The 12,183-nt window shown below is 61.4% G+C and carries 10 protein-coding genes; 5 read left to right on the forward strand and 5 right to left on the reverse strand.

All coding sequences use genetic code 11. The annotated features are described in order from the left end of the window. Window positions 1-19 precede the first annotated feature (19 nt). Window positions 20-823: an ABC transporter permease gene (locus tag JJE66_RS36640; protein WP_246756857.1), complete on the forward strand. Its 804-nt coding sequence runs from the start codon at window positions 20-22 to the stop codon at window positions 821-823. 1,011 nt (window positions 824-1,834) lie between these two features. Further along, the gene (locus JJE66_RS38360) at window positions 1,835-2,071 is read left to right on the forward strand and encodes a hypothetical protein (RefSeq protein ID WP_246756859.1); all 237 of its coding nucleotides are present in this window, start codon (window positions 1,835-1,837) and stop codon (window positions 2,069-2,071) included. Window positions 2,072-2,569: 498 nt separating this feature from the next. Here the strand turns inward: JJE66_RS38360 and JJE66_RS36650 are convergent, their stop codons facing one another. The 4 genes from JJE66_RS36650 to JJE66_RS36665 form a co-directional block, all read right to left on the reverse strand. Beyond that, entirely contained in the window at window positions 2,570-3,325 is a 756-nt protein-coding gene (locus JJE66_RS36650; protein ID WP_200520642.1) for an SDR family NAD(P)-dependent oxidoreductase, read from the reverse strand. Beyond that, window positions 3,322-4,332 carry an ABC transporter substrate-binding protein gene (locus tag JJE66_RS36655; protein WP_200520643.1) on the reverse strand — a complete coding sequence of 337 codons (1,011 nt, stop codon included), beginning with the start codon at window positions 4,330-4,332 and terminating at the stop codon, window positions 3,322-3,324. Before JJE66_RS36655 ends, JJE66_RS36650 begins: the two co-directional genes overlap by 4 nt. A 34-nt stretch (window positions 4,333-4,366) precedes the next feature. Next, window positions 4,367-5,911 (reverse strand): MmgE/PrpD family protein, encoded by a 1,545-nt coding sequence (locus tag JJE66_RS36660; protein ID WP_200520644.1) that lies wholly within the window; start codon window positions 5,909-5,911, stop codon window positions 4,367-4,369. Window positions 5,912-5,982: 71 nt separating this feature from the next. Further along, window positions 5,983-6,741 carry a hypothetical protein gene (locus JJE66_RS36665; protein WP_200520645.1) on the reverse strand — a complete coding sequence of 253 codons (759 nt, stop codon included), beginning with the start codon at window positions 6,739-6,741 and terminating at the stop codon, window positions 5,983-5,985. Between the two features lie 657 nt (window positions 6,742-7,398). On the opposite strand from JJE66_RS36665, the gene JJE66_RS36670 reads away from it, so the two are divergent. The 3 genes from JJE66_RS36670 to JJE66_RS36680 all read left to right on the forward strand — a co-directional run bounded on the left by JJE66_RS36670 (window position 7,399) and on the right by JJE66_RS36680 (window position 11,104). Beyond that, window positions 7,399-8,985, forward strand: coding sequence for an aspartate aminotransferase family protein (locus JJE66_RS36670; protein ID WP_200520646.1), 1,587 nt, complete (start codon window positions 7,399-7,401; stop codon window positions 8,983-8,985). 74 nt (window positions 8,986-9,059) lie between these two features. Beyond that, the gene (locus JJE66_RS36675; RefSeq protein WP_246756861.1) at window positions 9,060-10,049 is read left to right on the forward strand and encodes a tripartite tricarboxylate transporter substrate binding protein; all 990 of its coding nucleotides are present in this window, start codon (window positions 9,060-9,062) and stop codon (window positions 10,047-10,049) included. Between the two features lie 8 nt (window positions 10,050-10,057). Further along, a complete protein-coding gene (locus tag JJE66_RS36680) occupies window positions 10,058-11,104 on the forward strand; it encodes a phosphotriesterase (protein WP_200520648.1) in 1,047 nt (348 codons plus the stop codon). A 322-nt stretch (window positions 11,105-11,426) separates the two neighbouring features. On the opposite strand, the gene JJE66_RS36685 is transcribed toward JJE66_RS36680, so the two are convergent. Then, window positions 11,427-12,183, reverse strand: a 757-nt coding sequence (locus tag JJE66_RS36685; protein ID WP_246756862.1) for a 3-hydroxyacyl-CoA dehydrogenase family protein, incomplete at its 5' end; no start/stop codon positions are given.

Raw genomic sequence — 12,183 nt, forward strand, 5'->3', positions numbered from 1 at the left:
TGGCTTCGGCCGCAGGAGGATGGAAAGGATTCGGTCCCTGTCGTTCGGGCGCTGCCTTCTCAATCTTTTCGTTGCTCTCGTCTTGGCCTTCCTGTTGCTGCCGACTCTGCTCGTCGTGCCGATGTCACTCGGCGAAGCTTCCTATATCCAATTCCCGCCAAAAGGCCTGACGCTGAAATGGTACCGGGTCTATTTCGGCGACATGGACTGGATGAGCGCAACATGGTTCAGCCTGCGCATCGCACTGGCTACGACGGCAGCGGCAACCATCATCGGGATGCTGGCGTCCATCGCCATCGTGCGCGGCAAGCTGCCGGGCGCCCAGGCGATCCAGGCGCTGACGCTCGCCCCCCTGATCGTCCCGCATATCGTGCTCGCGGTCGCACTGTATCTTGTCTTCGCGCCGCTCGGCCTCACCGGCAATTTTGTCGGGTTTGCAATTGCCCATACGATGCTGTCGGTGCCCTATATCCTGCTGACCGTGACGGCGGCACTCCAGCGCATTGATCCTATCCTCGAACTCGCGGCGCTCAACTGCGGCGCGTCGCGAGCCCAGGGCTACGTCCATGTCGTGCTGCCCAATATCGCTCCGGGCGTTGCTGCCGGCGCGGTCTTCGCCTTCCTCGCCTCCTTCGACGAAGCGACCGTCGCCTTCTTCATCTCCGGCGTCGAAGGCAAGACGCTCACGCGCAAGCTGTTCGAGGACATTGACTATAACCTGACGCCGGTCATTGCAGCCGCATCGACCGTCACAGTCGTCCTGTCGCTCGTTTTGATGGGCGGCGTCGAGTGGCTGCGCGCACGCAGTGCTACCTCGGCGTAGAGTGCAACAAGCCCGAACAGGCATGCGACTGCGAATTGCACATCGCCAGAGGAGGCCCCGCATGACCGGTAGAAGCAATTCCACGCGCGTTGATCGTCTAGTGCAAGGATGATCGCGGCTGAGGTAAAGCGACACGGTCGTGTGAGACTTTCTAGGTTATTGCTGCCGGCCACGATCGGGCCTGCGGCCACGTTCTCTGGTTCACCCTGCAAGCCAGTGATAGACGTGCTTGTATTTTCGCTCCAGCCAAATTCCTGACGTACGGTTCATGCGGCGTGCCAGCGAATAGAGCGCTCTGAGTAGTGTATTTGCCATAGTAAGCGATCCACCCCAACCATCGCGTATAGCTCGCGAGCAATATCGTCCACTGTCATTCCGGTTCGCCTACGTCGGCCGCACGGCGTTCAGCTCGTGATAAGGTACCGAGAAGCGTGCTCTATTGACAGCTCACGGGTTGCAGCGGTTTCGAAGAGCGCTCGACTGTGGATCAAGACGGAGGCGGGCTTGTGGGTCGCGGCGCTGCAGGATCCCGGCGCGTCTCGGCAAGCCCAAAATCGTTCGCAGGGCACCAAGTAGCTTGTGACGGAGAACTGGCGCGGTCGCGCTTTTCCCGCTATTTGACGCATCACGCAACACAAGGAAACCATGCCGGGGCACTTGCTAGCAGAGGCCGTGACGCCGATCGTGCGTCAATCCAATCTGGGCGAACTGACTTACGAGCGGCTCAAGCAGATTATCGTGGCGCGCTCCTTTCCGCCCAACGAGAAGCTGACGGTCAGGTCCGTGACGGCTGCGCTTGGTGTGAGCACACCGCTGGCACGCGGATGCGATCAACCGACTTCTGATCGAAGGCTCACGCGTCAACGAGGGACTCAAAGACGGTCACACTACCATCTCTTATGGTGGAGGCTCTCGACGAGATCACCGCGACCTGGCTCGGGCTCGAAGAATTGGCCGCCGAGCGCTCGCTCCTGAAACATCACCCGTTCTGACATCGCCGGCCTTGAGCAGATGCAGAAGGCTATCAATGCCGGCCTCAACCACGGCGTTTATTGCGAAGTCCTGCGGGTCAATCGCGAGTTCCACTTCCTGATCCGCCAACGCTTCGGCTGGACGCGTCTCGTCGGGCTGATCGAATCGCTCTGGCTTCGGCTGGGTCCCTCGCTGAACGGCCTTTATCCCGGCTATGCGCAAGAGCGGCGCGACGTTTCGAACCATATGGCCGCCATCGAGGGGCTGTGCATTTAGAACGGCACGAAGGTGCGCGCCGCGGATGGAGCAAGATATCCGCGACGGCTACGGACCGTTGAAAGCCTTCGTCAGATCTACGCGCTAACGTGAGAGATCTCTCGGCACTCCCATGCTGCCAATCCTCGGGCTTCAGAACTGGCACCGGTATTTTAGAAGGTTTCACATAGTCGAAACGCCCGACGACGCGTTTGACGGTGCCCGTCTTCTGCTTCGTAAGATCGTGCGCCCATTGCTGTTTCTATCCCATGGCGAGCGCTGCGTGACGCCGCCTTCGCAGAGAAGCCGACGATAAAACCGCTCGCTCATCGTAAGTTCAAACTCTCCCCTATGCGAACACCACCACATTGTAGAGTCCACGCTTTATCGCCCGGGCCACAGACGCGACGCCAAGGCCGTTCCAAACAGGTCTGCCCTGTTCATCATCTCTTCCTACTCCGATCGCCCGACGGGCGCTCCCTCCTTGTGTGGCGAATGCCGGCCGGGAACGGCCTTTCCTCAGCCCGGCTTGCCTCCGCCGACGCGCAGATAGGCGCCGGCGACGTAACTGGCCTGATCGGATAGAAGCCATGCGATCGCCTCTCCGATCTCCTCGGGTTCAGCGACGCGGCCGATTGGAATCCCGGTCGCGGCAGCTTCGAGCACGGCGACATCGGGCATCCCGGTGCGGGTCGCGCCGGGGCTCACCGTGTTGACGCGGATGCCTTCGCCCGCGAGCTCCTGGGCTAGACCGAGCGTCAAGCAATTGAGTGCGGCCTTCGAGACGGCATAGTGGATCTCGACATTGGGAGCGCCGCTTGTGGACAGCCCCGACGAGACGTTGACGATGCCGCCCCCCTCCCCGCCGTTCTGCAACGACATGCGCGGGATCGCTTCGCGGATGCAGGCCATCGCGCCGAAGAGGTTGACGTCAAAGACCCGCCGGACCACAGCATCGGGAACGTCGACGTAGCGGCCGCGCATGCCGACGAGTCCAGCGCAGTTCACCAGTCCGCGCAGTCGCCCCAGTTCGGCGTCGCAGCGCGCGAACAGTTCCGCGACGGCGCCCGCATCGGTCACGTCGGCCTTGATCGCGGTCGCCCGCCCGCCTGACGCAACGATTCCTGCGACGAGGGCATGGGCCGCGTCGTCGGCAGCGACGTAGTTCACCGCGACCGCCCAGCCGCGCTGCGCAAGCAGACGGGAGGCGGCCGCGCCGATCCCCCTGCTGCCTCCGGTCACGATTGCAACAGCGCGGCTTGCATCCGCAGTCATTTGCTGAGCAGGTCCATCACGCGGCGGGAGATCATCTCCCGATTATCGGCGATCCATTTCGCGTCCGGTTCGATGGTCCTGCTCCAATTCGTCGGATTGGTCGGCATCGAGCCCCACTCCGCCTCGCTGAGATATTCACGGACTGCAGAGCTGGGAGTTGCGACCCCGACGTCCTCAGTGAATGCCGCATGTTCCTTGGGGTTGTGCAGAAAGAATTCGAGGAACCGATAGGCGGCGTCGCGGTTTGGCGCATCGCGCACGATGCTCCAGTATGTGACGTTCTGAATCGACTCGTCATAGGAAAAACGCAGCGGCACGCCCTGCGCGATCGACGGCACGACGCGGCTGACCCAGAGCAGGCCCATCACTGCGTCACCATCGCGCATCGCAGCCTGGCTCTGCTCGCCCGTGCTCCACCAGACAGAGACGTGTGGTTTGATCTCCTCCAGTTTGCGGAGCGCCCGCTCGACGTCGAGCGGGAACAACCGTTCCTGTGGGACACCGTCGGCGAGCAGGGCGACCATCAGCAACCACGGATGGGCTGAGGGTGTGCTCGGCAGGCTTCGCGGACCTGGAAAAGTCTTCATATCCCAGAAATCGGCCCAGTTCTTCGGCTGCTTCTCGTTGAACTGCGTCGTGTTCCAGGTCAGCACCCCCGCTCCGATGCTTCGCAACACGCCATGCGGAGTGCAGGTGTTGGGCAGTTGGTTCTCCTTCGCGGCGGGAATCCGCGCGCACTCGATCGGCTCGAGCAGTTCCTGATATCGACCGATCAGATCCTCCGGAAAGGCGGTCACCACATCCCATTCGGTGCTTCTGGCCTGCCGCATGGCCGCGAGGCGCGCCCACTGCGGCCCGAGGCTGGCGCCGACTGGCGCGATGCGGATTGCCGTCTGGTTGGTGAAAGGCTGATAGAAGTGTCGCACCAGAGCTCGCTCGAAGGTCCCGCCGCTGGTGACAACGACCAGAGGCCGTTGCTGCGCCTGGCTGCCGGCGCCAAACACCATCAGAGATGCGGCGAGAATCGCAGCAAGCCTCAGACTACAGTTCATCGGACTTCCCCTCTTTATAGCGGTTGCTCTCGCGGCAGTCTGGCTGTGCCAGGGCGGCAATCTCGCGCGCGCTTCTCGTCTCGATATCCAACAGAGCGTCAAGGAGCCGCTCCGCCTGGGGGGCGCCAAGGCTTGGCCTCACCAACACGTGGAACTTGCGCGCGATCTCATCGAGCCCGAAATGTGGCCCCCCCGGCGCTCCCCCCGGAATCTCTGCGTAGCCTTCACGAACAGATCCGTCAGCGAGCATAATCCTCAATCGGAACGGCAGCAGCGACCGCCGGAGGAAAGCGTCGTCCGCACCCGACAGGAGCGACAGAGAAACCTTCGCTGCCAGCTCCCGCGCTTGCGGCTCTTCAAGTGCGCTTTCGACCAGACCCTCGGCAGAGGACCGCCCCAACAGTTCGAGCGCGATCAGCAGGGGAAGATGAAACTGCGCTTCGATGATTGTATCCGGCCACTCCCCGGCGAAGTCGCGAACGATTTCCCCAAACGTTACGACCTCGATGCGAGCAACTTCGGCCGGTTTAATCGGCTGTTCGGCGGTCAGTGCGCGAAGGACATCCAGCGCCGGATGTACCCAGCGACAGCAGCCGTAGGGCTTGCAGCCGACCTGCATCAGTCGGAACTCGGAGCCGAGCCCTCGAGCCATTTCCGCGCTATCAAATCGGTCCGATCCCGCCATTCGCCAAAAGCCGGTTTCGCCATCGAAGATGTCGCGGCTTCCGGCAAAGCCGCGCGCGGCGAGCGCGCCGGCGGTGACCGCGCCCATCGTTGCCCAAGCGTAATTGTTCTTCAGCCACGGCATCGGGCGGCCATGGAACTTCCGCAGGAAGGGGACCGGCGCGTGCTGCGCCGCGAGGCCGAAGACGTCGCGCGTTGCTTCGGGCGATAGGCGATGAAGTCGCGAGACCGCGCTGGCCGCACCATAGATCTGCCAGGTCGCGAGGCCGAGAACATCGGCGGCGCGCTCCGGCGACGGGCGGATCGCGGCCCCCAATCGCAAGGACATCTCGTAACCTGCGATGATCGCCACCAGCAGTTCGCTACCGTGCCGATCAAGCTCTTCGGCCACCGCGATCGCACCAGGGATCACCGATGTTCCTGGATGGCCGAGCCTGACGAGGGAATCGTCGAAGCTCAGCAGCGTCGCCGCATAGGCGTTGACGGCGGCCGCCTGGGGAGCAGGCAGACGCGTTGATCGGCCGAACACCGCTGCCGTAGGCCTGCCACCATGACTTTCTTGATATTCGAGGAAGCTGGCCGCTATGCCCGTCTGGGCACCGGCGATTGCGCAGGCAACATTGTCCGCAACAAGCCATTTCGCCCAGGCTATGACGTTTGAGGGCAGGTCACCGTACCTGATCCTCGCTACATAATCTGCGATCTGTGCGGTCACACAGCTTTGCGTCGCCGGCATCGCATCGGGGTGGGACGCGTCGTTCAGGAGACCATTCGCGGTCACCCGTCCAGCAGCTTCTGCGGTCCAAGTGTGCTGCGGGATTTCGGTCGAGATATGATGCTGTTGTGTCATGGGCAGTCTCCCTGATCCCGGAGTGCCCGGCGGCGGCAGATCGCCCCGCCATCGGCACGCCCGCAGTCGCTTTACCGCTGCTCCTGTAGCGCGGGACCACGCTTGCTAACAATTTGCTCGGCGGGACTCCGCGACGATACTGCTGATGCGCCTCTGTCGTGACTATTGATCAAGCTTCTCAACTCGTCGCCGGTGGTCCAGAGAAGCCAATCGTCGTCCACAATATCCTCCGCCACAAGCTGCAGTTCGGATCCACGAGGTTCAGAGTGCGCTACATCGTACACGCGCTTATCTATCGACCAGCGCCCAGCAAGTGCGCACGTAAAGTCAGGGGCCCACATAGCGAGTGACACGCCTCGCATTATCCCCGCCATGATCTTCGTTAGACCTTGCCCTCTAAAATCTGTTCGCACCCAAAGGTCCCCGTGATAGACTACCTTTCCGGTGATCCTCCGTGCGCTAGGTGCATTGCAGATGCAGCGATCTTGGGGATGTGCCTGTTTGTCCGGGTCTGCATAAAAGAATTTCAGAGATTGGAGATGTTCGGCGAGGTTGCTTTGCGAGAGGTCATATAGCCGAGCCGCATCGACGAGAGCGACCTCATTATTCGCATCGACGCCCACCACCCAATATCCTTCGCCAGTTTTGATGGGCGAGCGATCCGGCCGGAAGATTGGGTACGTCTTTCCTTTAGTTGGAGTCGCCTCTGTTATCGAGACATATTCATGAAAGTCGAATCCTATCGAAAGATTGATGCCCGTCTGGATGGCTGCCTCGTCGTACGACTGGATGAAGCGCGAGACGCGCAACGGATCGACTAAGCCTTTCATTGTTATACCCTCTCTCTTATCGCCCGTGGGGCCACGTAGTAGGTCACAGTACATGATCGAGGAGCGTCGGGAGACTACCTACTCTGGGAGGACGTTGCGACCTGGCTATGCTGGCCTCCGCAACACAGTACGTAGTATCCCGTTGAGCCGCCGCATTGTGCCGACAAATGGGTTTGGCGGGTGCAGGAACCCGCACGCACGACTCTGGTTTGCCGGAAACACACCCTGGCACCATCTCACACTCTGCCGTCGGGCCGTTGACAGAGTCTTTTGCACTGCTCACCGCAAAGAAGCATATCCGTTAGAAGATGTTCTAGGACCGCATTATGAGAAACAGCAACGCCGCTCTGCACGAATGAGCGAGCGAGCAACCTTCAGCCAGCAGGATCGATCTTGAGTGTGGATCATTATGCCCACGCGTTCTTTCCCAAAGGGGTCGACGAAGTGGAGCTGCTTCAATTGGGAGGATCGACTTCCGCTAGCTCATCCTCTGGAGTCGCAGACGGGCCGAACGCCACACCCGGCACTGCTCCAGCACTGGAGTCGCGTCCCGTTCAACAGGTAGTCCCGAGATGTGGCTCATTTTGAGAATTCCAATGCTTCAGCAGATCCGCGCCTTTGACGGCCCGACCGGCTCCCGAGATTTCGAGAGGAAAATTGTCGAGGAGAGGCAAGGGACCAATTTCCCTCTCCAGAAGGAGGCTGGGAACGGGCAAAGCACCCGATGATCGCGCAGTTATCAAATCATATCGTCCTACCCCGAGCGCATCAAAGCATCGCGTTGAACCAATCAGCCGCACATTTTCGGCCCTGGACGAACCCACATTAGAAGAATTCGGCTTGATAGCCGGATATACTTGCAGAGCTCCTGACGGCCGGAAAGGAACAGTGATGAATGTTGTCGAGCCTCTCAGCGTCAATTCGGCCTTAGATGAGGCGCTTCGCGGTGCCATCGGCTCCTATGTGGCGCGCAATCCCTGCAGTGCGAAGCAGCATGCGTCGGCGTGCGCAGCCATGCCCGGCGGCAACACCCGCACTGTGTTGTTCCATGAGCCGTTCCCGTTGACGATCCATTACGGGAAGGGCTCCGCAGTGTTCGACGCCGACGGCCATCGCTATTTCGATTTCATGGGCGAGTACACGGCGGGCCTTGCCGGGCATTCCAATCCGTTCATCGGCGAGGCAATCAAGCAGGCGGTCGACAACGGACTGAGCCTTTCGGGCCACACGCGCGTGGAGGCGGACTTTGCTGCGATCATTGCAAAGCGCTTTCCAGCGATGGAGCTGTTGCGTTTCACCAATTCCGGAACTGAGGCGACGCTGCTAGCGTTGACGCTCGCGCGCGTCGTGACCGGCAAAAAGAAGGTGATGGCTTTTGATGGCGCCTATCATGGCTCCGTGTTCGCTTTTAAGGCAGCGGTCAATCAGGTTAACGTGCCGTTCGATTGGCTGCTTGCGCCCTACAATGACGCTGCCGCGGCGGCAAAGCTGATCGCGCGGCATGCCGGCAATATCGCCGCTGTCATCGTCGAACCGATGCAGGGCTCTGGCGGCTGCATTCCCGCCGAACGAGATTTCCTGTTGGCGCTACGCAAGGAGACCGAGAAGGTTGGCGCGCTGCTAGTGTTCGATGAGGTGATGACCTCGCGTCTTGCGCCTGGCGGACTGCAGACGCGCTACAGCATTCGTCCAGACCTGATGACGCTTGGCAAGTATGTGGCAGGCGGTCTGTCATTCGGCGCCTTCGGCGGTCGCGCCGACTTGATGCAGCGTTTCGATCCGCGCAAGCCCGGCGCCCTCGCCCATGCCGGCACCTTCAACAACAACGTGCTTACCATGTCCGCCGGCGTTGCGATGATGACGAAAGTCGTCACGCAGCACGCGCTGGATCGCGTCAATGCGCGCGGCGAGGCGCTGCGTACACGGCTGGAGGCGCTGTGCCGGGAGCATCATGTCCCCCTGTGTGTCACCGGGGTGGGTTCGCTGTTCACCATCCACGGCGTCGCGGGACCGGTGAGATCGATTGCCGACGTCAACGCGCAGGATCAGCGCATCAAGGAACTAATGTTCTTCGATCTTCTCGAGCAGGGAATCTACTTTGCCCGGCGCGGCATGGCGGCGCTTTCGTTCGAGATTGATGACGCAGCCTGCGAAGCTTTTAGCGCCGCTTTCGAGCAATTTCTCAAGCTGCGGGGACCGTTGTTTGCGACAGACGCGATCAGCCCACGCCGCGCTCGCGGCTGATCCGCGTCTCGAGGGTGCGCAACAATTTCTCGAACAGAACAATGCGCTCGGAGCGCACATTCAGGGGCACGTCCATGTCCAATCCAAGCCGCCGCACCGTGCTCGCTGCTAGCGCCACCGCGCTGTCGTTGCGGTTCATCGGCCGTGCGTCCGCCCAAGCGCAATGGCCGAGGCGGGTGGTCAAGGTGGTCGTACCGTTTGCAGCCGGCGGTACAACCGACATTCTCGGCCGGCTGATGGCGCAAAGGTTATCTGAGGAATACGGCCAGCAGTTCATCGTCGAGAACAAGGCAGGCGCCGGGGGTAACCTCGGCGCCGATTACGTTGCGAAGGCTGATCCGGATGGCTACACTCTCGTGATCGGCACGCCCGGTCCGCACGTCATCAACCAGTATATCTACAGGAATCAGCCGTTCGACGGCGCAAAGGACCTTGCGCCCGTCGTGGTGATTGCGCGCGTGCCCAACCTGATCTCGGTCAATCTCGATGTGAAGGCGAAGACGCTGCAGGAGCTCATCGCGCTCGCCAAGGCCAACCCGGGCAAACTGTCTTACGCATCGCCGGGCACAGGCGGCACTGGCCACGTGGCGACCGAGCTATTGAAGTCGATGGCCGGCATCGATTTGCTACACGTGCCCTATCGCGGCAGTGCGCCGGCGCTCACTGACGTGATCGGAGGCCGGGTCGAGATGTCGCTCGACAATCTTCCTGCGGCGCTGCCGTATGTGGAGGGTGGCAAGCTCCGCGCACTCGCCGTCACCACCGCAAAACGCTGGCCGGAATTGCCGGACCTGCCGACGGTCGCGGAAGCCGGGGTCCCGGGTTACGAGGCCTCGTCCTGGTTCTCGATCGCGGCTCCCGCCAACACGCGGGCAGACATCATCACCAGGCTCAACAGGAGCGCGAACAGCTACCTGGCGGACAAGGAGATGGCAGGGAAGATGCGCAAGCTCGGCGCCGATCCGGTCGGCGGCTCGCCCGAAGAGATGGCGAGGCTGATCGCCGGTGAGAACGTCAAATGGAAGAAGGCGATCGAGTTCGCCGGACTTAAGCCGGAGCAGTGAGGCTACCCATGTTGAAGCTCGACAGACTGGCGCTGAAAGGGTGGGCGCAAACGGTGCTGGGGATCGTCGACCCCGCCGCCTTAGGACCCACTTTGATGCACGAGCACATCATCTGCGATATCACGCCGCCGAAATATGTTGCGGCCGGCATCGAAGACCTCGAGATCGAGCTTTGCAATTGTTGGCAGATCAACTACGGGCAAAGGCGATCCGGCCTCAAAACCAAGCTCAACCAGCGAGATATCGCGGTAAACGAAATCCGTGAGATGGTCGCTGCGGGCGGACGCACCATTGTCGAGCTCACCTCGGGCGGCTTGAAACCGGACCCTGTCGGACTTGCGGATATCTCGCGGGCCAGCGGAGCTCATGTTGTGATGGGCTGCGGTCATTATGTCCACGAGTTCCAGGACCAGCGGAATCACGACCGAACAGCCGAGGACTTCGCGTCTGAAATGGTCTCGCAGGTCCTGGAAGGTGCGTGGGGAACTGACGTGCGCGCCGGAATCATCGGCGAGATCGGTTGTCAAGCGCCGTGGACCTGCCTTGAGCGGCGCGTGATGCAGGGCGCGATCCTTGCGCAGCAGGAGACCGGCGCTGCGATCAACGTGCATCCTGGCCGTCATGAAGACCAGCCGCAGGAGGTGGCGGAATTCTTCTTGAAGCAGGGCGCGCCGATGGATCGCATGGTGATAAGCCACATCGACCGTACGATCTTTGACGAGTATCGACTGCTGCGCCTTGCCGAGACGGGCTGCGTCATCGAGTTCGACCTGTTTGGCATGGAGCAGTCCTACTACAGTCACGCGGACATCGACATGCCGAACGATGCTGTGCGCCTACGCCTGATGCGAGCACTGGTCAAGCGCGGGCATCTCGAGCAGATCGTGATCAGTCACGACATCTGCCACCGTACGCGTCTAACGCGTTTCGGCGGGCACGGCTATCAGCACATCTTCACCAATGTGATCCCGATGATGCGTCGCCGCGGCTATAGCGAGACTGAGATCGACACGATCATCCTCCGGACACCGAAACGGCTGCTGACCTTCGTCTGATCGCGCACTCCTCTGGGCTCATCGCCGCAGCTCCCGAATGAACGGCAGCATCCGAGCGCGTTCGCAGGTCGCAATCAGCCGAGGTAGACTAGCGATCGTTCTCAGCTGCTCCGACGGGCACACGTCCCAATGGGGGCAGCATGAGGTGATCTGGTCTTCATAGGCTGGGCACGGTCTTCAATCGTCCGCCAGCCTGTTGAACACGTGCTCTGCACTCCGTCTGAGTAATGAAAGAGACTGGTGACCGAAACAGGTGCAACCGGCAATAGCGCGAGAACGAACCTAAGCGCACGGCTTTTGCCTTGGGGACGTAACCAAAGCCTCAATATTCCCGCTTCGCCTGTTTGAGGTGTCCCGCTAAGAAGGACAAATGCCTCATTACGCCGCTTTTCGACGCCGGGGCCAGTGACGCGAACGTCTTGCCTTCATCGGCGAGCTTCTTCAGCAGCGGTGCCGGCTCGAGGTTCGGGTCGTTGGTCTCCTTGGCGTAGAAGGCCAGGCGATCGGAGATATGCTTGAGGCCAACACTGTCGGCCCAGTACATCGGGCCGCCGCGGTAGATCGGCCAGCCATAGCCATAGAGCCAGACCACATCGATGTCGGAGGGCCGCGCCGCGATGCCTTCGGCGAGAATCTTCGCGCCCTCGTTGATCATGGGATACATCATGCGCTCGAGGATCTCCTCGTCGCTGACCACGCGCTTCTTGCGGCCGAGACGCAGCATCGTCTCGTCGATCAACTTCTCGACCTCCGGATCTGGCATCGGCGCGCGCGAGCCGGCTTCATACTTGTAGTAGCCCTTGCCGGTCTTCTGGCCGAAGCGGCCGACTTCGCACAGCGCATCCGCAATCTCCGACTTGATGCCGCGATCCTTGCGCGAGCGCCAACTGACGTCAAGGCCGGCGAGGTCGCTCATCGCGAACGGCCCCATCGGCATGCCGAATTTCGTCACCACGGCGTCGACCTGCTGCGGCAGGGCGCCTTCGAACAGCAGCTTTTCCGACTGCTTGCCGCGCTGGGCCAGCATGCGGTTGCCGACGAAGCCGTCGCAGACGCCGACCACGGCCGGTACTTTCGCA

Origin of the sequence: Bradyrhizobium diazoefficiens (genome assembly GCF_016612535.1) — a bacterium.
Classification (GTDB): Bacteria; Pseudomonadota; Alphaproteobacteria; order Rhizobiales; family Xanthobacteraceae; genus Bradyrhizobium; species Bradyrhizobium diazoefficiens_C.

Coding starts and splice junctions, on each gene's coding strand:
- JJE66_RS36650 (WP_200520642.1), bottom strand. CDS start 3,325: ATGACTGCGGATGCAAGCCGCGCTGTTGCAATCGTGACCGGAGGCAGC.
- JJE66_RS36680 (WP_200520648.1), top strand. CDS start 10,058: ATGTTGAAGCTCGACAGACTGGCGCTGAAAGGGTGGGCGCAAACGGTG.
- JJE66_RS38360 (WP_246756859.1), top strand. CDS start 1,835: ATGCAGAAGGCTATCAATGCCGGCCTCAACCACGGCGTTTATTGCGAA.
- JJE66_RS36655 (WP_200520643.1), bottom strand. CDS start 4,332: ATGGTGTTTGGCGCCGGCAGCCAGGCGCAGCAACGGCCTCTGGTCGTT.
- JJE66_RS36640 (WP_246756857.1), top strand. CDS start 20: ATGGAAAGGATTCGGTCCCTGTCGTTCGGGCGCTGCCTTCTCAATCTT.
- JJE66_RS36665 (WP_200520645.1), bottom strand. CDS start 6,741: ATGAAAGGCTTAGTCGATCCGTTGCGCGTCTCGCGCTTCATCCAGTCG.
- JJE66_RS36660 (WP_200520644.1), bottom strand. CDS start 5,911: ATGACACAACAGCATCATATCTCGACCGAAATCCCGCAGCACACTTGG.
- JJE66_RS36675 (WP_246756861.1), top strand. CDS start 9,060: ATGTCCAATCCAAGCCGCCGCACCGTGCTCGCTGCTAGCGCCACCGCG.